Annotated in this window: 22 protein-coding genes and 1 riboswitch; of the genes, 21 read left to right on the top strand and 1 reads right to left on the bottom strand. The window is 39.5% G+C overall.

Features of this window, described 5'->3' with window-relative positions:
- The first annotated feature begins 8 nt into the window (after positions 1–8).
- The 17 genes from HMPREF2542_RS03865 (at position 9) to HMPREF2542_RS03785 (ending at position 17680) form a co-directional block, all read left to right on the top strand.
- Complete coding sequence (locus HMPREF2542_RS03865; protein WP_003032305.1) at positions 9–290, top strand: PTS sugar transporter subunit IIB; 282 nt, start codon at positions 9–11, stop codon at positions 288–290.
- 186 nt (positions 291–476) lie between these two features.
- Positions 477–962 carry a PTS sugar transporter subunit IIA gene (locus tag HMPREF2542_RS03860; protein ID WP_070484360.1) on the top strand — a complete coding sequence of 162 codons (486 nt, stop codon included), beginning with the start codon at positions 477–479 and terminating at the stop codon, positions 960–962.
- Positions 963–1009: 47 nt separating this feature from the next.
- The gene (locus HMPREF2542_RS03855; RefSeq protein ID WP_003032302.1) at positions 1010–1675 is read left to right on the top strand and encodes a 3-keto-L-gulonate-6-phosphate decarboxylase UlaD; all 666 of its coding nucleotides are present in this window, start codon (positions 1010–1012) and stop codon (positions 1673–1675) included.
- Positions 1676–1678: 3 nt separating this feature from the next.
- Complete coding sequence (locus HMPREF2542_RS03850; protein ID WP_048800658.1) at positions 1679–2539, top strand: L-ribulose-5-phosphate 3-epimerase; 861 nt, start codon at positions 1679–1681, stop codon at positions 2537–2539.
- Positions 2540–2541: 2 nt separating this feature from the next.
- Positions 2542–3243, top strand: coding sequence for an L-ribulose-5-phosphate 4-epimerase (locus HMPREF2542_RS03845; protein ID WP_003070771.1), 702 nt, complete (start codon positions 2542–2544; stop codon positions 3241–3243).
- Positions 3244–3450: 207 nt separating this feature from the next.
- The gene (locus HMPREF2542_RS03840; protein ID WP_049481501.1) at positions 3451–5121 is read left to right on the top strand and encodes a BglG family transcription antiterminator; all 1671 of its coding nucleotides are present in this window, start codon (positions 3451–3453) and stop codon (positions 5119–5121) included.
- A 161-nt stretch (positions 5122–5282) separates the two neighbouring features.
- The gene (gene ulaG, locus HMPREF2542_RS03835; RefSeq protein ID WP_037598157.1) at positions 5283–6374 is read left to right on the top strand and encodes an L-ascorbate 6-phosphate lactonase; all 1092 of its coding nucleotides are present in this window, start codon (positions 5283–5285) and stop codon (positions 6372–6374) included.
- Positions 6375–6515: 141 nt separating this feature from the next.
- Complete coding sequence (tkt, locus tag HMPREF2542_RS03830) at positions 6516–8492, top strand: transketolase (RefSeq protein ID WP_058669910.1); 1977 nt, start codon at positions 6516–6518, stop codon at positions 8490–8492.
- Between the two features lie 92 nt (positions 8493–8584).
- Positions 8585–9073, top strand: a complete 489-nt coding sequence (locus HMPREF2542_RS03825; RefSeq protein ID WP_003070763.1) for a prolyl-tRNA synthetase associated domain-containing protein — start codon at positions 8585–8587, stop codon at positions 9071–9073.
- A 103-nt stretch (positions 9074–9176) separates the two neighbouring features.
- Positions 9177–9512 (top strand): preprotein translocase subunit YajC, encoded by a 336-nt coding sequence (gene yajC, locus HMPREF2542_RS03820; protein WP_003070761.1) that lies wholly within the window; start codon positions 9177–9179, stop codon positions 9510–9512.
- A gap of 134 nt (positions 9513–9646) precedes the next feature.
- The gene (locus HMPREF2542_RS03815) at positions 9647–10396 is read left to right on the top strand and encodes an isoprenyl transferase (RefSeq protein ID WP_003070760.1); all 750 of its coding nucleotides are present in this window, start codon (positions 9647–9649) and stop codon (positions 10394–10396) included.
- A gap of 8 nt (positions 10397–10404) precedes the next feature.
- Positions 10405–11208, top strand: a complete 804-nt coding sequence (locus HMPREF2542_RS03810; RefSeq protein WP_058669909.1) for a phosphatidate cytidylyltransferase — start codon at positions 10405–10407, stop codon at positions 11206–11208.
- A gap of 152 nt (positions 11209–11360) precedes the next feature.
- Complete coding sequence (locus tag HMPREF2542_RS03805; protein WP_058669908.1) at positions 11361–12632, top strand: M50 family metallopeptidase; 1272 nt, start codon at positions 11361–11363, stop codon at positions 12630–12632.
- Between the two features lie 37 nt (positions 12633–12669).
- On the top strand, positions 12670–14529 hold the full coding sequence (locus HMPREF2542_RS03800) for a proline--tRNA ligase (protein ID WP_039677623.1): 1860 nt from the start codon (positions 12670–12672) through the stop codon (positions 14527–14529).
- Positions 14530–14810: 281 nt separating this feature from the next.
- Positions 14811–15449 carry a CPBP family intramembrane metalloprotease gene (locus tag HMPREF2542_RS03795; protein ID WP_058669907.1) on the top strand — a complete coding sequence of 213 codons (639 nt, stop codon included), beginning with the start codon at positions 14811–14813 and terminating at the stop codon, positions 15447–15449.
- Between the two features lie 65 nt (positions 15450–15514).
- Positions 15515–16822 (top strand): bifunctional folylpolyglutamate synthase/dihydrofolate synthase, encoded by a 1308-nt coding sequence (locus tag HMPREF2542_RS03790; RefSeq protein WP_070484357.1) that lies wholly within the window; start codon positions 15515–15517, stop codon positions 16820–16822.
- 172 nt (positions 16823–16994) lie between these two features.
- A riboswitch (THF riboswitch) is annotated at positions 16995–17084 on the top strand.
- Between the two features lie 35 nt (positions 17085–17119).
- The gene (locus HMPREF2542_RS03785; protein ID WP_070484354.1) at positions 17120–17680 is read left to right on the top strand and encodes a folate family ECF transporter S component; all 561 of its coding nucleotides are present in this window, start codon (positions 17120–17122) and stop codon (positions 17678–17680) included.
- 121 nt (positions 17681–17801) lie between these two features.
- Here HMPREF2542_RS03785 and pepA read toward each other — a convergent pair whose 3' ends face one another.
- Positions 17802–18866, bottom strand: coding sequence for a glutamyl aminopeptidase (gene pepA, locus HMPREF2542_RS03780; protein ID WP_070484350.1), 1065 nt, complete (start codon positions 18864–18866; stop codon positions 17802–17804).
- A gap of 119 nt (positions 18867–18985) precedes the next feature.
- On the opposite strand from pepA, the gene HMPREF2542_RS03775 reads away from it, so the two are divergent.
- From HMPREF2542_RS03775 to HMPREF2542_RS03760, 4 genes are all read left to right on the top strand, one after another.
- Positions 18986–19273 (top strand): DUF4651 domain-containing protein, encoded by a 288-nt coding sequence (locus tag HMPREF2542_RS03775; protein WP_037598135.1) that lies wholly within the window; start codon positions 18986–18988, stop codon positions 19271–19273.
- Positions 19270–19587 (top strand): thioredoxin family protein, encoded by a 318-nt coding sequence (locus tag HMPREF2542_RS03770; protein WP_003070744.1) that lies wholly within the window; start codon positions 19270–19272, stop codon positions 19585–19587. Before HMPREF2542_RS03775 ends, HMPREF2542_RS03770 begins: the two co-directional genes overlap by 4 nt.
- Before the next feature lie 21 nt (positions 19588–19608).
- Positions 19609–20235, top strand: a complete 627-nt coding sequence (gene ytpR, locus HMPREF2542_RS03765) for a YtpR family tRNA-binding protein (RefSeq protein ID WP_058669902.1) — start codon at positions 19609–19611, stop codon at positions 20233–20235.
- A gap of 71 nt (positions 20236–20306) precedes the next feature.
- Positions 20307–20702 (top strand): single-stranded DNA-binding protein, encoded by a 396-nt coding sequence (locus HMPREF2542_RS03760; protein WP_003070740.1) that lies wholly within the window; start codon positions 20307–20309, stop codon positions 20700–20702.
- Positions 20703–20765: the final 63 nt, after the last annotated feature.

Below are 20765 nucleotides of genomic sequence, written 5' to 3'. Positions count from 1 at the left end.
AAAATAATATGGTTAAGGTATTAACAGCGTGCGGAAATGGCATGGGCTCATCTATGGTGATTAAGATGAAAGTAGAAAATGCTCTGCGAAAATTAGGACAAACAGATTTTACCGTCAATTCTTGCAGCGTTGGAGAAGCAAAAAGCCTTGCTTCTGGTTATGATATTGTCATTGCTTCTCTTCATTTGATTCATGAATTGGATGGACGGACAAATGGTAAATTGATTGGTCTGGATAATTTGATGGATGACAAAGAAATTACTGAAAAATTGTCTCAGGTACTAGAGTGATGAGGACGACTGACCTTGTCATAAGATTGATACAATAGGAAAGGATGAGGGGCTTAGAGCAAACGCTCTAGCCTCATTCACTTAACAAGAATAGAACTTGGACGAAAATGTTAGAACGGATAGGAAGCGGTAGTTTCTTTAGAAAAGGACTTTTTCTTATTCTTATAACTGATGAAAGGAAACATGATGAACCTAAAGCAATCAATGCTTGAAAACAACTCTATTCGTTTAGGTCTTTCTGCTTCAACTTGGCAAGAAGCGGTCAAACTTGCTGTTGACCCTTTGATTGAAAGTGGAGCTGTTAAGCCTGAATATTATGATGCTATCATCGAATCCACAGAAGGATATGGTCCTTACTATATTTTGATGCCCGGTATGGCTATGCCGCATGCACGCCCAGAAGCTGGTGTTCAAAGAGATGCTTTCTCTTTGGTGACGTTGAAGGAGCCTGTAACTTTCTCAGACGGAAAAGGCGTGAGTGTTTTGTTAGCTCTTGCAGCAACGAGTTCAAAAATTCATACGAGTGTTGCAATTCCACAAATCATTGCTCTTTTTGAATTGGAAAATTCTATTGATCGTTTGTTAGCTTGTCAAACAGAAGCAGAAGTTCTAGCTTTGATTGATGAGTCAAAAAATAGTCCTTATTTAGAAGGATTGGATTTAGATAATTAGTAAATGGTTGTGTTTCAATATATTAGAAAATAGAAAGTGAGAAAATGATGTCAAAACATATTCCAAATTTACAAGTTGCACTGGATCATTCCGATTTGCAAGGAGCTATTAAAGCAGCTGTCTCGGTAGGTCATGAAGTAGATGTTATTGAAGCAGGAACAGTTTGCCTCTTGCAAGTCGGCAGTGAGTTGGTAGAAGTGCTGCGTAGTTTATTTCCTGATAAAATCATCGTAGCTGATACTAAATGTGCTGACGCTGGCGGGACAGTTGCTAAAAATAATGCCGTACGCGGTGCGGATTGGATGACCTGCATTTGTTGTGCGACGATTCCAACCATGAAAGCAGCCCTGAAAGCTATACAAGAAGAACGCGGTGAACGCGGTGAAATTCAGATTGAGCTCTACGGTGATTGGACTTATGAGCAAGCTCAGACTTGGTTGGATGCTGGTATCTCGCAAGCCATTTATCACCAATCACGCGATGCCCTTCTTGCCGGCGAAACTTGGGGTGAAAAAGATCTCAATAAAGTTAAGAAATTGATTGAAATGGGTTTCCGTGTGTCTGTTACAGGTGGTTTGAATGTGGATACACTCAAACTCTTTGAAGGAGTGGATGTCTTTACCTTTATTGCTGGACGCGGAATAACAGAAGCTGAAAACCCAGCAGCAGCAGCGCGTGCTTTCAAAGACGAAATCAAGCGAATCTGGGGGTAAGCTATGGCACGTCCGATTGGAATTTATGAAAAGGCGACACCGAAACATTTTTCTTGGCAAGAACGGTTAGAATTTGCCAAAGAAATGGGCTTTGATTTTGTGGAAATGTCGGTTGATGAGTCAGATGCTCGGCTGGCACGTCTCACTTGGTCCAAAAAAGAACGTCTAGAGCTTGTCAAAGCCATCTATGATACCGGTGTGCGGATTCCCAGCATATGCTTTAGCGGTCATCGGCGTTATCCATTAGGCTCAAACAATCCTGAACTAGAAGCCAAATCGCTTGAAACGATGAAACAATGCATCGAATTAGCACAGGATTTAGGCGTGCGGGTCATTCAATTAGCCGGCTATGATGTTTATTATGAAGAAAAATCACCTGAAACACGCGTTCGTTTCTTAAAAAATCTGCGACGAGCATGTGATTGGGCTGAGCAGGCGCAGGTCATGCTGGCGATTGAAATTATGGATGACCCATTTATCAACAGCATTGAAAAATATCTGGCTGTGGCGAAAGAAATCAATTCGCCTTATCTCTTTGTCTATCCAGATACAGGTAATGTTTCTGCTTGGCATAATGACCTCTGGAGTGAATTTTACCTTGGTCATCAGGCAATTGCTGCGCTGCACTTAAAAGATACCTATGCCGTGACGGAGCATTCTAAAGGGCAATTTCGAGATGTACCTTTTGGCAAAGGTTGTGTCAACTGGGAAGAAATGTTTGCCGTTTTGAAAAAAACCAACTACCAAGGACCGTTTTTGATTGAAATGTGGTCTGAAAATTGTGAAACGGTGGAAGAAACCAAAGCAGCTATCAAAGAAGCGCAGGATTTCCTTTATCCACTCATTGAGAAAGCAGGGTTATGAGAATGTTAGTACCAGAATTACGAGAACGTGTCTATAAAGCCAATATGGAGCTTCCAGAGCACGGATTAGTGAAGTTTACTTGGGGAAATGTTTCGGCGATTGACCGCGAGAAAGGTTTGATTGCCATCAAACCTTCTGGTGTGGCGTATGAAAATCTATCTCCAGAAAATATGGTTGTGACAGATTTGGATGGCAATATTGTCGAAGGTGATCTCAATCCGTCATCAGATTTGCCGACGCATGTTGAGTTGTATAAAGCATTCCTAGAGGTTGGCGGCATTGTCCATACGCACTCGACAGAAGGTGTGGCTTGGGCTCAAGCAGGACGTGATATTCCTTGTTATGGCACGACGCATGCTGACACTTTCTACGGTGCTATTCCTTGCGCTCGTGCTTTGACAACTGAAGAAATCAATGGCGAGTATGAAAAAGAAACTGGTAAAGTCATTGTTGAAGAATTTGCCAAGCGCGGCTTAGATCCACTCGCAGTAGCAGGTGTAACCGTCCGCAACCACGGACCATTTGCTTGGGGGAAGGATGAAAAGTCTGCTGTTTATAATGCAGTCGTACTTGAAGAAGCTGCTCGCATGGCACGCTATACGGAAGCTATCAATCCAACTGTTGCAGAAGTACCGCAAGAGCTCAAAGATAAGCATTACCTGCGGAAACATGGCAAGAATGCTTACTACGGACAGAAAAAGTAAGAACAACGATAAGAAACCTATCAAGGGGTGGAACGATTACTATGATTCAGAGTGTCATGGTTGGCAGTTCCACACCCTGCTTTTCTCATTCTGCTTCCGCAACAAACTCAAAGATAACCAAAATAACAGATGGACTCGTTTCAATCTCGTAGGAAGATATGTGAAAAGATGTTATAATAATTTACAGTCCCTTTCAAGGAGTAAATGATGATACTATTGGACCAGACAAGTTGTGACTTACTAAGATACCTCATTCAGCTGAAAGAGCCAGAAACGATTATGACGATTTCACGGGCAACCAATCAATCGCGGAGGAAGATTTATTATCATTTGGAAAAAATCAATGACGCTTTGGCAGAGGTTGGTGAAATGATTAGCAGTCGTCCAAGGGTAGGGATTGTCTTAACTGCACAGCAAAAAGAATTATGCCAATCCTTGCTGGAAGGAGTCGATTCTTATAGTTATGTCATGAGCATGACCGAGCGCATGCAGTTGACTGTTCTGTATATTTGTGTTGCAAACAAGCGTGTCACCATTGAAAAACTGATGGAATTGACCGAGGTGTCTCGGAATACCGTTCTTAATGATTTGAACGAAATCCGCAATCAGTTAGCTTCAGAGCAGTATCAAGTCAACCTTACATCCACAAAAGCGCAAGGATATCTTTTGAAATGTCATCCACTCAATAAAATCCAATATGTACATTCTCTCTTGTATCACATTTTTACAGAGGGAAATCATAGTTTTGTTACGATTTTAACAAAGAAGATAAGGAATTTTGTTGGTGATGAGATTCTTCTGTCGGATGATTTACAAGACTTTCTTAACCAAAGGGTACAAGATGTAGAGCAAGACTTAGGTAAGAAAATCAATCGCCATGAAATCAAATTTATGTTGCAAGTCTTACCATATCTTCTGTTGAGCTGTCGAAATATGGCTTTAAGTGAGGAAGAACAGGAAGATTTGAAGCGTGAGTTTACCTTGATTCGCAAGCGGATTGAATATCAAGCAGCTAAACATTTGAATAACAATTTAGGGGCGACATTTGGCTTGAAATTAAATGATATTGAGATTTCACTCTTAACTGTTCTTTTGCTTTCTTACCGGAAAGATCGGGATATTCATGCAACCAGTCAAGATTTTGTCCAATTAAAAGAAGCGATTGATGAGTTTATATGGCGTTTTGAAGTTAGTTCGCACTTTGAAATTGAAAATAAAGAAGATTTGTTGCGAAATTTATTGACGCATTGCAAAGCTCTACTATTTCGTAAAACCTACGGCATTCTGTCTAAAAATCCATTGACACGACAGATCAAGGAAAAATATGCAGATTTGTTTGCAGTCACTAAGTCTTGTTCTGTGATTTTAGAGGAAGCTTGGCTTATTTCATTAACCGATGATGAAGTTGCTTATCTTGCCTTGCACATGGGTGGATTCTTAAAACATAATCGTGCTGAAAAACAAGATGCCAAACGGATTTATTTAGTCTGTGATGAAGGAGTAGCTGTGCAGAAATTGCTACTCAAACAGTGCTTGTATCATTTACCAAATGAAAATTTAAGTGCTGTTTTTACGACAGAACAATTCAAAAGCGTCGAAGACATTTTAGATGTGGATTTATTAATTACGACAAATGACGGCTTGGAAACCACTCTGCCAACGATACAAGTTCAGCCTATTTTGGATTATGAAGATGTATTAAATATTACTTCTTTTGTCAAAGATCAAGCTCTTTCGACTAAAGGAGTACGATTTAGTCAAGAGTTAGAGCACCTTTTAGCGTCTTACATCAAAGATTCAGCTCGGACACAAGAGCTGAAAAATAAAATTCAAAAACTTGTAAATGAAGAATTATTATCAACTTCAACGGAAGAATGAAAGAATGGATGACTAGCTAGGGATAGAATTCCCGGCTTTTTTAGGTACTAAAAATAGTCCAATCTTGAACACAGCCTTGTGTTTTATTTGGTCTTTTTTTCTCTCTTAGAGCAGCTTATACTAAAGATAGAAATATAACATTATCTTGAGGAGGAACGATCATGCCAAACGTAAACGAAATTACTCGGGAATCTTGGATTTTAAGTACTTTCCCAGAATGGGGCACTTGGCTTAACGAAGAAATTGAAGCAGAAGTAGTGCCTGAAGGTAACTTTGCTATGTGGTGGTTAGGGAATTGTGGTGTTTGGATTAAGACGCCAGGCGGAGCTAATGTGGTCATGGATCTTTGGTCTAACCGCGGAAAATCAACTAAAAAGGTCAAAGATATGGTGCGAGGACATCAAATGGCAAATATGGCAGGCGTACGTAAATTGCAGCCAAACTTGCGCGTGCAGCCAATGGTGATTGATCCATTTATGATTAATGAGTTGGACTATTATCTGGTATCGCATTTTCACAGTGACCATATTGATATCAATACTGCAGCAGCGATTGTCAACAATCCGAAATTGAATCATGTTAAATTTGTCGGACCTTATGAATGTGGCGAAATCTGGAAAAAATGGGGTGTCCCAGAAGAACGTATCATCGTGATTAAACCCGGCGAAAGTTTTGAGTTTAAAGATATTAAAGTATCAGCTGTGGAATCTTTCGACCGAACTTGCTTGGTAACACTTCCAGTTGATGGTGCTGATGCCCAAGATGGTGAACTGAAAGGTCTGCCTGTAACAGATGAAGAAATGGCGCGTAAAGCAGTCAATTATATTTTTGAAACGCCAGGTGGTACAATTTATCATGGTGCAGATTCGCACTTCTCAAATTATTTTGCCAAACACGGAAAAGATTTCAAGATTGATGTGGCTATTAATAACTATGGTGATAACCCAATCGGTATTCAAGATAAGATGACTTCGATTGATTTGCTTCGTATGGCTGAAAACCTTCGTGCCAAAGTTATTATTCCGGTTCATTATGATATTTGGTCTAACTTCATGGCTTCAACGGATGAGATTTTAGCCTTGTGGAAGATGCGTAAAGAGCGCCTCCAATATCAATTCCATCCATTCATCTGGGAAGTCGGTGGTAAATATACCTATCCGCAAGACAAAGACAGGATTGAATATCATCACCCACGTGGCTTTGATGATTGCTTTGAGCATGATTCAAACATTCAATTTAAAGCTTTACTATAAAAAAAATAAGTGGGAATTATCCGTATACATTGCGATATGCGGATAATTTTCATATAATAGAGGATGGAATGTTATCGTTTTCCAAATGATTAATAGCGTATCTTTGTTAAAGATAAGTGCTTATATAAAAAGGAGAGTTCAATGTCAAATTTATCTGTCAATGCCATTCGTTTTTTAGGAATTGATGCCATTGAAAAATCAAAATCTGGTCACCCAGGTGTTGTCATGGGCGCAGCTCCGATGGCTTATGACTTGTTTACCAAGCAAATGCGCATCAATCCAGAAGTGCCAAATTGGATCAATCGCGATCGTTTTGTTTTGTCAGCAGGGCATGGGTCTATGTTGCTCTATGCTTTGCTTCATTTATCAGGTTTTAAAGATGTCACAATGGAAGAAATCAAGAACTTCCGTCAATGGGGTTCTAAAACGCCTGGGCATCCCGAATTTGGACATACTGCTGGTGTAGATGCGACAACTGGTCCACTTGGTCAAGGAATTTCTATGGCAACTGGTTTTGCACAAGCAGAACGTTTTTTAGCAGCAAAATACAATCGTGAAGGCTATAATATCTTTGACCACTATACGTATGTTATCTGTGGTGATGGGGATTTGATGGAAGGTGTGTCTGCTGAAGCGGCTTCTTACGCTGGCCTGCAAAAATTAGATAAACTCATCGTTCTCTATGACTCCAACGATATTAATCTGGATGGAGAAACCAAGGATTCCTTTACAGAAAGCGTTCGGGCACGTTATGATGCTTATGGTTGGCATACTGCTTTGGTTAAAGATGGGACAGACTTAGAAGCAATCAATGCAGCGATTGAATCGGCAAAACTTTCTGGCAAACCTTCCTTAATTGAAGTGAAAACAGTGATTGGTTATGGTTCACCAAACAAACAAGGGACTAATGCCGTTCATGGAGCTCCTCTTGGTGCGGAAGAAGTAGCCGCTACTCGCAAAGCTCTTACATGGGATTACGAACCGTTTGAAATTCCTGAAGAAGTCTACGAAGATTATCGGGTCAATGTAGCAGAGCGCGGGAAAGCTGCTTATGATGCTTGGGTAAAACTTGTTGAAGCATACAAACAAGCCTATCCTGACTTAGCTGATGAAGTAGCTGCTGTTATTGCGGGACAAGATCCAGTTGAGATCAAGCCAGAAGATTTCCCAGTAGTAGAAACAGGCTTCTCGCAAGCTACTCGTAATTCTAGTCAAGATGCTTTGAATGCAGCAGCTAAAGTTCTTCCAACTTTCCTTGGCGGCTCTGCTGACCTAGCTCATTCTAATATGACTTATATCAAAGAAGATGGCTTGCAAGATGATGCCCATCGCCTTAACCGCAACATTCAATTCGGTGTACGTGAATTTGCTATGGGAACTATTTTAAATGGTATGGCACTTCACGGAGGGCTTCGTGTTTACGGTGGTACATTCTTTGTTTTCTCAGATTATGTTAAAGCAGCCGTTCGTTTGTCAGCTCTTCAAGGTTTACCGGTGACCTATGTCTTTACCCATGATTCGATTGCAGTCGGTGAAGATGGACCTACTCATGAACCAATTGAGCATTTAGCTGGACTTCGTGCTATTCCGAATCTCACTGTTTTCCGTCCAGCAGATGCGCGTGAAACACAGGCGGCTTGGTACTTGGCGCTGAAGAGTCAAACAACTCCAACAGCTTTGGTTCTCACACGTCAAAACTTGATAGTTGAAGCTGGAACTGACTTTAACAAGGTAGCAAAAGGCGCTTATGTGGTGTATGAAACGGTAGGTGGTTTTGATACAATTCTTCTTGCATCTGGTTCTGAAGTCAACTTAGCTGTTGCAGCTGCAAAAGAGTTGGAAGCACAAGGGGAAAAAGTTCGCGTTGTCAGTGTACCATCAACAGACATCTTTGATGCACAAGACGTTGCTTACAAAGAAGAAATTCTACCAAATGCAGTCCGCCGCCGTGTTGCCATTGAAATGGCTGCAACCCAATCTTGGTACAAATATGTTGGACTTGACGGTTCTGTTATCGGTATTGATAAATTCGGTGCTTCTGCTCCAGCAGCTAAAGTAATGAAAGAGTACGGTTTCACAGTTGAACATATCGTTGAGGTTGTGAAAAACTTGAAATAAAATCTCGAAAATCGAGGTGAGATTGCCTCGATTTTTTGTTTGTGAAAGTGGTATAATAAAAGCAGGAAACCTCTTACATAAGGAGCGAATAAATGACAAACGAAGAAAAGATTTATCAAGTATTGGATGATTTGCATATTGCTTATGAGCGTCTAGATCATGAACCAATTTCTTCAGTGATTGAAGCGGCTGAAAAAGGAATTGTTTTGCCAGGACAGCAGGTGAAAAATCTCGTGTTGAAAAGTAAAAAAGGACGACAATTTTATTTAGTCATTTTGCGCGACGAGAAAAGAGCAAACATTAAACATTTGGCAGAAGTCTTAGATGAAAAACGGTTATCTTTTGCTAATGACAAGGAACTAGAGGAGCTTTTGCAAGTAGAGCCAGGTGCAGTCACACCTTTTGGGCTGCTTTTTGATAAGGAAAAGAAAGTTCAGCTTATTGTGGACGAGGAAGTCGATCCTAGTTTAACCGTTGGTTTTCATCCATTTGTAAATAGTACCACGCTCAACATTGCTTATAGCGATTTTCTTCGTTTGTTGGAAAAAACAGGTCATGAAGTAAAGAGAGTGAATTGCTAATCTCAGCCTTGAGATAGAGTTTTGTACAATCAATGGAACTGTCTTGTAAATCTCTTTAAAATCTGCTATAGTAGATAATATATGAAATCTAAAGGAGACTAAAATGGGTAACGGTTTTTCAATTTTAATTATGTTGGTTGTGATGATGGGCTTGATGTTCTTCATGCAACGTTCTCAAAAGAAACAAGCAGATAAACGGATGGAAAGCTTGAATAAATTACAAAAAGGATATGAAGTCATTACAATTGGTGGTTTGTATGGTACGGTTGATGAAGTCGATACTGAAAAGAAAACAGTTGTCCTTGATGTAGATGGTGTTTACTTGACGTTTGAATTAACTGCTATCAAAACTGTATTGCCGCTGACAGAGGGAATCACAGCAGTTGCAGGAGCTGATGGAAGCGTTGAGATGTCAGAAGATTCAGCTATTGAAGAATAAAATAGCAACTACAATAATGCAGAACAGCCTTTCGGCTGTTTTGTTCGTTTAGGGACAAAAATAGAGGTCAATTGCGCATATCCATAGGATTTATGATATAATGAAATGTAAAACTTTATTAGGAAAACAAGCAGATGTTTAGTTTTAAGAAAAAAGAAAAAATTGAAGTTCCATTACAAATACCGAAACATATCGGTATCATTATGGACGGGAATGGTCGTTGGGCTAAAAAGCGCATGCAGCCGCGTGTTTTTGGACATAAGTCCGGTATGGAAACATTGCAAAATGTTACGATTGCAGCCAAAGAATTGGGTGTTCAGGTGTTAACAGTTTATGCGTTTTCTACAGAAAATTGGTCTCGTCCTCAAAAAGAAGTCAGTTTTATCATGAATTTGCCTGTTGAATTTTATGATCGTTATGTGCCTGAGTTGCATCGAAATAATGTCAAAATTCAAATGATTGGAGATACAGAACGTTTGCCTAAGGCAACTTATGAGGCGCTTTGCAAGGCGGAAGAATTGACGCGGCTCAATACAGGCTTAATCCTCAATTTTGCCCTGAATTATGGCGGTCGGGCTGAAATTGTTCAGGCTGTTAAAATGATTGCTCAAGATGTGTTAGATGCTAAATTCAGTCCGGGCGAGATTAATGAAGAAATGATTGCCAACTACTTACAAACCAGCAATCTACCTCGCTTGTTGCGTGATCCGGATTTGATTATTCGGACAAGTGGTGAAGTGCGTTTAAGTAATTTTTTGCCTTGGCAAAGTGCATACAGCGAGCTGTATTTTACAGATATTTTATGGCCAGATTTTAATGAAAAAGCATTGAAAGCAGCTATTGAGGAATATAGTAAACGAAATCGTCGATTTGGCGGTGTGTAGGAGAATTTATGGATAAAGATTTACAAAGACGTGTGATTTTTGGAGGCATAGCACTTGCTATCTTCATTCCGATTTTGATGATGGGAGGGCCTCTTCTGCAAATTGGTATGGGACTTTTAGCTATGCTAGGTGTTCATGAATTGCTACAAATGAAAGGACTTAGGACAACCACTTTAGAGGGTATTTTAGCCATGTTGGCTGCTTTTGTGCTGACTATTCCACTCGAAAATTATTTGAAATTTTTGCCGGTAGATGGAAACGTGGTGGCTTATAGTTTAGTTGTTTTTATATTGTTGGGCTCAACTGTTTTAGGGAAACATTACAGTTTTGAAGATGCCGCTTATCCGATTGCTGCTAGTTTTTATGTAGGGATTGGTTTCAACGCCTTGCTAGATGCGCGTATAGCTGGTTTTGATAAAGTACTACTGGCTCTGTTTATTGTCTGGGCAACTGATAGTGGAGCTTATTTGGTCGGGCGAAGATATGGTGTGCATCGTTTAGCTCCTCATGTTTCTCCAAATAAAACCGTAGAAGGTAGTCTGGGTGGGATTGTTTCAGCAGTCCTAGTGACATTCATTTTTATGTTGTTTGATAAAAATGTTGCTGAACCTCATCACCTTCCCATCATGCTTCTTTTTGCTGTATTCTTTAGTATTGCTGGTCAATTTGGAGATTTGGTAGAAAGTGCGATTAAACGCCATTTTGGAGTCAAAGATTCAGGTAAATTTATCCCAGGTCATGGTGGTGTTTTGGATCGTTTTGACAGTATGTTGTTCGTCTTTCCCTTGATGCATTTCTTTGGATTATTCTAATGAGAAAGCCGAAAAGAATTTCCAGAAATGGAAATTTTCTTTTGCGAGATGTATAATGTAAGCAAAACTTAAGCGAAATGGAGTATCCTTGTTTTGCTATAAAATAAAATGAAGGAAAATCATTACTATGAGAACGTAGAAAGGTTGGTGTAATGCAGTCAGGTATTATAGGAATTATCACCTTTATCATTATTTTTGGAATTATTGTTGTCGTTCATGAATTTGGACATTTCTATTTTGCGAAAAAATCAGGCATTTTGGTACGCGAGTTTTCCATTGGAATGGGTCCAAAAATTTTTGCTCATATTGGCAAAGATGGAACAGCATATACTATTCGGATGTTACCGCTAGGTGGCTATGTTCGTATGGCAGGCTGGGGTGATGACGCAACAGAGATTAAGACGGGAACACCTGCTAGTTTGACTTTAAATGAAGCAGGCAAGGTTATCCGAATCAATCTTTCGGGCAAGAAAATCGACCAGACGGCTTTGCCCATGAATGTGACAGGTTTTGATTTGGAAGATAAGCTTGAAATCACTGGTTTGGTACTAGATGAGCAAAAAACGTATGCGGTTGACCATGACGCAACAATCGTAGAAGAAGACGGTACAGAAGTGAGGATTGCACCACTTGATGTCCAATATCAAAATGCCAGTCTTGGCGGTCGTCTCATTACCAACTTTGCTGGTCCGATGAACAACTTCATTTTGGGAATTGTAGCTTTTCTGCTGTTGATTTTTATGCAGGGGGGCGTTGCAGACCAGCATACAAATCATGTTCGTGTCTTACAGGGGGGCGCCTTAGCTCAGGCTGGTGTAAAAAACAAAGACCAAATTTTAAAAGTTGGTCAAGCAGAAATCAAGAATTGGTCGGATTTGACCAAAGCTGTTCAGTCTGAGACGAAAAACAGTAAAGGGCAGTCAGAACTAAATGTGATTGTTAAAAGCGGAAATAAAGTTCAAGAGCTGACAGTTAAGCCTAAAAAAGAGCAAGGTAGATATTTATTAGGAGTGATGCCGGGCTTGAAATCGGATTTTCCGTCTATGATTGCGGGCGGATTTAGCATGGCTTGGAACGCTAGCTTCCGCATCTTTGATGCTTTAAAAAATTTAATTTTCCATCCAGACATCAATAAACTGGGCGGTCCTGTGGCGATTTACAAAGCCAGCAGTGAAGCAGCTAAAGGTGGAATTGAAAGTGTTATCGCTTTATTAGCTATGCTCTCTCTGAATATCGGCATTTTTAATCTCATTCCTATCCCGGCGCTTGACGGTGGAAAAATTGTGCTCAATCTGCTTGAAGCCATTCGTCGTAAACCATTAAAGCAGGAAACAGAAACCTATGTCACGTTAGCAGGTGTCGCTGTTATGGTACTCCTAATGATTGCGGTGACCTGGAATGATATTATGAGAACCTTCTTTTAAAAGGTGAATTCTAAATAATAAATAAAAGGAAGAATTTATGAAACAAAGTAAAATGTTAATCCCAACACTGCGGGAAATGCCTAGTGATGCGCAAGTCATTAGTCATGCCTTGATGTTGCGGGCTGGTTATGTCCGTCAAATATCAGCAGGTGTTTATTCTTATTTGCCCTTAGCAAATCGTGTGATTGAAAAAGCAAAAAAAATCATGCGGGAAGAATTTGAGAAAATTGGTGCAGTCGAAATGCTGGCTCCAGCACTTCTTAGTGCCGATCTTTGGCGTGAATCTGGTCGTTATGAAACTTACGGTGAAGATCTCTATAAATTAAAAAATCGTGAAGGTTCAGATTTTATCTTGGGGCCAACTCACGAAGAAACATTCACCGCAATTGTACGGGATTCTGTCAAGTCTTATAAACAGCTCCCGCTCAATCTATATCAAATCCAAGCTAAATATCGTGATGAAAAACGTCCTAGGAATGGTCTTTTGCGGACACGTGAATTTATCATGAAAGATGGTTATAGCTTCCATGCCAATTACGATAGCCTAGACGTGACTTATGATGAATACAAGACGGCTTATGAAAATATTTTTACTCGTAGTGAGATTGAATTTAAAGGTATTATCGGTGATGGTGGTGCCATGGGTGGAAAGGATAGTCAAGAATTTATGGCCATTACACCTGAACGGACAGACCTCAGCCGTTGGGTTGTCTTGGACAAGTCAGTCGCTAGCTTTGATGAAATTCCAGCTGATGTGCAAGAAGCTATTAAAGCTGAATTGACAAGTTGGTTGGTGTCTGGTGAAGATACTGTTGTGTATTCAAGTGAGTCAAGCTATGCTGCAAATTTGGAAATGGCAACAAATGAATACAAACCAAGCAATCGTGTCGTGGCAGAAGAGGAATTGACTCGTATAGAGACTCCAGATTGCAAGTCAATTGATGAAGTCGCTGCTTTTCTTCATGTTGATGAAAGCCAAACAATTAAAACGTTGGTTTATATTGCTGATGAGAAACCGATTGTAGCGCTTCTTGTTGGGAATGATCAACTGAATGAAGTCAAGCTGAAAAATTATCTAGGTGCTGATTTTTTTGAACCAGCAAGTGAAGAAGAAGTTCGTGAATTATTTGGAGCAAACTTTGGTTCTCTTGGACCTGTTCATCTTCCAGAAGATGTTCAAATTATCGCTGACCGCAAGGTAGAGGACGTTCGAAATGCGGTGGTTGGTGCCAATGAAGACGGTTATCATTTGACCGGTGTCAATCCGGACCGCGATTTCACAGCAGAATATGTGGATATTCGCGAGGTGCGTGAAGGAGAAATTTCACCAGACGGACAAGGCGTCTTGAAATTTGCACGTGGCATTGAAATTGGACATATTTTTAAATTAGGAACTCGTTATTCAGAAAGTATGAATGCGACTGTTTTAGATGAAAATGGTCGTGCAGTTCCTGTTGTAATGGGCTGCTATGGTATTGGTGTCAGCCGTCTCTTATCAGCTGTTATGGAGCAACACGCACGTCTCTTCGTCAATAAAACACCAAAAGGAGACTATCGCTATGCTTGGGGAATCAATTTCCCGAAAGAATTAGCACCGTTTGATGTGCATCTAATCCCTGTAAATGTCAAAGATGAAGAAGCTCTTGCTTTGACAGAACAACTAGAGGCAGAACTAGTCAAGGCTGGTTATGAAGTCTTAACAGATGACCGCAATGAGCGCGCTGGTGTGAAATTCAGCGATAGTGACTTGATTGGGCTGCCAATCCGTGTGACTATCGGGAAAAAAGCTGCAGATGGAATCGTTGAAGTTAAAATCAAAGCAACTGGCGATACTATTGAAGTCAATGGAGAAAATCTTCTTGAAACTCTTGAAATTTTAGTGAAGAAAAATGATTAAATAGGTCTGAAACAAGAACTAAATTATAATTCAAAAAATAGGCACAATCTTAATTTGACTTATAGTCCTAAAGAGATTGTTTCTATTTTTATTTTTTGAATGAACACTTTGTTTCAATTTATTAAAAAAACTGTTGTGGGATAAAGATGGACTGTTAAGAAAATTCTTATTTTACTTTATTTCATTTTCTCCTATTTAGGTATAAAAGATAACCTTTTAGGGCATTTCCTGGTAAAATCGTTGAAATTTTTTATACTAAAAAGGTAGAAAAAGGAGTTAAAATGAAAAACATAAAAAATATTCTTCAAATGAGCTTGCTGATCGTTCTAACACAGATTACCTTGGTATTGTTGACGACACCTTTATCCAAATCGTTAACCTTTCAGCAGTCCAGTTTTGTATTTTTGTTCATTTTGTTTTTTTGTGGACTACTTTATTTTCGTTATTTTTCCAGAGAATTAACTAATTTTAAATCAGAGATATTGGTTGCTCGTTACTGGCCCTTACTACGTTTTTCCTATCTTATGATGGTATTTATCAATGCGATAGGAGCTTATCTGATGATTGTAGAAGGTTTGGCAGAAGTCTCAGAAAGTCAGAAATTGTTTATGAGCCTTTTCATTCACTCCTCTCTTTTTTTACTAGGTGTTGATGTAGTTGCGCTCGTTCCTGAAGTGCGATCCTATGTTGTTCGCTTTCTATTTTTAAAAGGTCAAGCACGAGCGAGTTTTATCATAGGAAGTTTGATATTTATCGTTTTACGAAATCCAGCTGATTTGGTATGCTTTATCATTTATACAGGTTTGGGGTTATTACTTTCTTTTGTTATTCCAAAGGCAAGTCTTCGTTTAGAATTCTCTGTTTTTAGTCATTTAGTGCGTAATAGTGTTTCTCTTCTTTTCTTGCTCATTTTTTGGTAAATCTTTTTGTAGAAATCTCACTTCTATGATAAAATGAGAGCATTATAGATTGGATAAGAAAGATGATGAAAGAAAAAGAAGAACAACACTTAGAATGGTTGCAGCAGCATCAAACAACAGAACCACATTTGGGCTTAGAAAGAGTGAGGAGGCTTTTAGTATTGCGGGGGAATCCGCATTTGCAAGTATCGGTCATTCATGTTGCCGGTACCAATGGAAAAGGATCAACAATTGCGCATTTACGTCAGCTTTTGCAAGCAAAGAAGCTACGTGTTGGAACGTTTACATCACCTTATCTGATGTCTTATAATGAACAAATTGCCATCAATGGAGTGTCTATTTCTGACCAAGATTTTCATTCTTTATTGCAAACCTATCAGGGCTTATTAAAAAAACAGGCAGATGATACGATTTTACAGGAAATAACAGAGTTTGAAATTATCACAGTTTTGGCTTATGAGTATTTCCTTCAGCAACAGGTAGATGTGGTTATCATGGAAGTAGGGCTAGGTGGTTTATTGGACAGCACCAATGTATGTCAACCGGATTTAACAGCTATTACGACAATTGGACTTGATCACACAGCAATTTTAGGAACAAGCTTAGCAGACATTGCAGAGCAGAAAGCCGGTATTATCAAAGAGGGTGTGCCGTTGGTGACAGGAAAGATTGCTTCCGAACCACTGGCAGTTATTCACAATAAGGCTCAACAACTTCAGTCTCCTCATGTTTGTTATGGGCAAGACTATCAGGTGGAGCCTGTGCAAAGTTCGGCAGAGGTAGAAGAATTCTTGTTTTCAAACGCATGTAGGCTGAAAGAAGGCTATCAAAGTGCTCTTTTTGGTGTTCATCAAGTTGAGAATGCGGGATTGGCACTTGAATTGTGCGATCACTATTGCTACTTGAAAGGTTTGCCGTTGTTAAGGCAAGATGAGATAAGACGGGCATTGAAACAAACGTATTGGCCTGCTCGTTTGGAAAAAATTTCAGCTGCACCTTTGATTTTTCTAGATGGTGCACACAATCCTCATGCAATGAAAGCACTGATTGCTTCTATAGAAAGCCATTTTCCAGATTATCAAAAAAAGGTTTTATTTTCTTGTATTCAGACAAAAGATGTACAAGAAATGATTGCTTTGTTAAAAGAGATTCCACAAGTACAATTATTACTAACTTCATTTGCTGATGCACGAAGTTTTTCAAAAGAAGAGATGCAAGGTTTGGCAAAGAATGAAAAGCTTGCCTTTGTTAATTGGGAGCATTATTTAACACAGTATCAAAGAGATGAATACGAAGAGAAAGAGCTGTTGCTTATCACAGGCTCTCTTTACTTCCTTGCAGAAGTCAGAAAATATCTACTGAATGATAGATAAAAAATAAGGGAACTATATAGCACTTTACCCTAATCACGATATATAGTATCTTAAAATAAGATTTTTGTAAATTTGACAACTATACTTTGTAGTTGTGTAAACAGGTATATAATTCCCAAAAATAATTTTCTAACTAATTAAAATATGATAGAATAAAAGAGCAATTCATTTGCACAGAGTAAGTGGTCTGCGTTAAGTGTGTATGGATGGGATGTTGCCATACAACGAAACTTTTGTGCGGTAGGCCATTGCATCCGCTGTCGATCAGACGGCTCCCGAATAGAAAAGGAGCGAACTATGAAAAAGAATTCGCCTAAGTTGTCGGTGCAACTTTTGGTTGCCCTTGCTATGATTGTGGCTCTCTGCTTTGTGTTGGAGAAGTTCTCAGTCTTTGTTATTCCTAATTTATGGAAGCTAAGCCCTGCCTTTATTAGCTATACCCTTATGGGAACGATTGCTGATCCATTATTGTCTGGTCTGGTTTCTGCTGTTTACGATGTAGCCTCTTTCTTTTTTGTAAATCAAGGACATCCATTTATTATCTGGTTTACATTGATTGAAGCGCTGCAAGGTATGCTCTATGGTTATTTCTTTTATGGAAAAGAATTGAAAGTAGAGCGCAAGAAAGACTGGTTGTGGGTTACGTTAGCCACATTAGCTATTATGGGAGTGGGAACATTTACATTGATACCACTAGTTCTACATTTGCAATATAAGGTACCATTTTTTGCTCTATATGCAGCTCGGGCTTGGTCAGTTTTTGAAATTCCTTTACGAGTATTTGTGACGATGCTCATTGTTCCGCAGCTGCAACGGATTCCTGAGTTTCGTAAGTTGATGGGCTTAAACAATAAGTAAAAATGATGAATAAACATTCAAAAGAGACCGAACATGACGTTCAGTCTCTTTACTTCTAATAGCAAAAATACATTGAGACAGTAAAGTTTGAAGCTGGGAAAAAAGTTCCTAGCTTCAAACTTTAATAACGTGTAATCAAATCAACAGTTGAGCGATCCAACTTCTTAACCAGAGCTTGTAAGAAAGCTTGAGCTTGGAGGAAGTCGTCCATTGCATAGAGCGTTTGATGAGAATGAATATAGCGTGCACAGACACCGATAGTAGTTGAAGGTACGCCGCCATTTTTCAGATGTGCTGCACCTGCATCAGTACCGCCTTTGCCACAGTAGTATTGATATTTGATACCTGTCTCTTCTGCGGTTGTCAAAAGGAAATCTTTCATATTCGGTAGCATGAGATGTCCTGGATCAAAGAAACGAATTAAGGTTCCTTCTCCGATGGCACCTTGATCGCCATAAATGTCACCAGCTGGAGAACAGTCCACCGCAAGGAAAACTTCTGGGTCAAATTTAGTCGTTGAAACATGAGCACCACGCAAGCCAACTTCTTCTTGGACGTTTGCCCCAACATAAAGTTCGTTGTCAAGTTTTTGTCCAGAAAGTGCCTGAACTAGTTCACTCACCATGAGAACACCGTAACGATTATCCCAAGCTTTAGAAATGATATTTTTGCCGTTGACTGTGAGGATAGCGGAACTGTCTGGCACAATCGTGTCACCGGGACGAATCCCGTAGCTTTCAGCTTCCGCTTTGTCAGCAAACCCACCGTCAAAAACGATGTCTTCAATCCTTGGTAGACTTGGTCCACCTGTTCCACGTGTCAAATGCGGTGGAATGGAGCCTGAAATAACAGGAATTTCGTCTCCTGTATGAGTAAATAATTTAAAGCGTTGGCTGCTGACAACCAGTGGATTCCAACCTCCGATTTGAACGACTCGGAAAGTTCCGTCTGCTCTGATTTCACTCACCATGAAGCCAACTTCGTCCATGTGTGCAGCAACGAGTATACGTGGCGCATCAATAGCTTCTGAATGTTTCACTCCGAAAATGCCTCCTAGGCCATCTGTTACGACTTCGTCCACATGAGGGGTGATTTTTTCACGCAAATAATCACGAACAGGCGCTTCGTGCCCTGAAATAGCAGAGATTTCTGTCACTTCTTTAATTTTTGAAAATAATTCTGACATCATTAACCTTCTTTCTGCTCTTATTTTATCATTTTCTATCATAGTTGGGTAGCGTTCAAAGATAAAAAACAATAGTGTTTCGATTTGTCCCAATTTATCTTTTGTGTTAAAATATTGTCATGAAAGCTAAAAAGATTCTATTAACAACGGCTGCACTTGCGGGAGTAGGGATTGCAGCTTATGCTACTAAAAAAACGTTGGATGAACGAAAAGAAGCTGAGCAGCGTGAGCAATTAGTTGCTGACATTCGGAAAAGGTTATCTGAATTAGGTCCAATTGCTACACTGTACGTGCAATTATATAAGTCAGATGAACATCAATTGGTTGGTGGTGTGGTGTACGAAGATGATCGGCACTTTACATTTGTGTATGAAAATGGCGAATTGAGCTATGAGGAAGAACAATGATGATTCCAGCAACTATCGAAGAATTAGCAACATTAGTAAATCGTGAAGGAAAAACTGTTTTCCTTTTCACAGCTGACTGGTGCGGAGATTGTCGTTTTCTAAAACCATTGCTGCCTGAAATTGAAGCAGAAAATCCCGATTTTACCTTTGTTGAGGTTAATCGTGATGACTATATGGAAGTTGCCAAAAAATGGAATATCTATGGCATTCCTAGCCTGGTAGTCTTAGAAAATGGGCAAGAAATTGGTCGTTTTGTTAATCGAGAGCGAAAAACGAAGATGCAAATCAATGAATTTTTAGCACAGTTAGTATGAATTGTATATAGTGGAGGAACAATGATTTTTACATATAATAAAGAGCATGTTGGCGATGTGTTGATGGTGATTGTTGCAGACAGTCAAGATGCTAAGTTATCTGCTGAACGCAAAGGTGATGTGGCGCGTGTCTATCGCCAAGATACTGGAGAAACGGTTGCTTGGAATATTTTTGGGGTTTCCAATCTTTTTAATATCACTGATCGCGGACAAGTTTTCCTGACCGATGAAGAAATTTCAGTTCTTAACCAAGAATTGAGTCAAGCAGGTTTTGAGCCAGAATTAGTCAATGACCTTACTCCAAAATTTGTAGTGGGTGAAATTGTTGAAATGGAAGCACATCCGGATAGTGACCATCTCAATATTTGTCAAGTAAGAGTCGCAGCAGAAAAAGTAATTCAAATCGTAGCAGGAGCGCCTAATGCTAAAGTGGGTCTCAAGACGATTGTGGCATTACCTGGTGCTATGATGCCAAAAGGAAACTTGATTTTTCCTGGTGAACTGCGTGGAGTAGCGAGTTTTGGTATGATGTGCAGTCCTCGTGAGTTGCAACTACCAAATGCCCCACAAAAGCGCGGAATTATTGAATTAGCAAGCTCGGAAGTAGTAGGAACAGCTTTTGATCCAATCAAACATTGGCAAGAATAAGTACAAATTAATCGTGAATTTTCACGATTTTTTCTTTTTTCTTACGAATAAATAGTTAGGAGGAAAAGAAAATGTATAATAAAGTAATTTTAATTGGTCGCTTGGTTAATACACCAGAGTTAAATAAAACAGCTAATGATAAATCTGTGGCGCGTGCAACGCTTGCTGTTAATCGCCGATATAAAGGACAAAATGGCGAGCGAGAAGCGGATTTTGTAAACGTCATTGTTTGGGGCAAATTAGCCGAAACCTTAGCAAGTTATGCAACAAAAGGAAGCTTAATTTCTCTTGATGGAGAACTTCGTACTCGCCGTTATGAGAAAGACGGTGTGACACATTATGTAACAGAAGTGCTTTGCAATGGCTTCCAGTTATTAGAAAGTCGTGCCCAACGAGCTCTTCGTGAGAATAATACAGGTGCAGACTTGGCAGATTTGGTTCTAGAAGAAGAGGAATTGCCGTTTTAAATAAAAATAAGGTAGGCTGGACAACATCCAGTCTACTTTTTCTAGTTAGAGTAAAAACTGTTA

It is taken from the genome of Streptococcus sp. HMSC034B05, from assembly GCF_001809055.1.
In the GTDB taxonomy this organism is placed as follows: domain Bacteria; phylum Bacillota; class Bacilli; order Lactobacillales; family Streptococcaceae; genus Streptococcus; species Streptococcus constellatus.
Note: the sequence above shows the minus strand (reverse complement) of the source record. Positions and strands in the feature narration are given on the sequence as shown.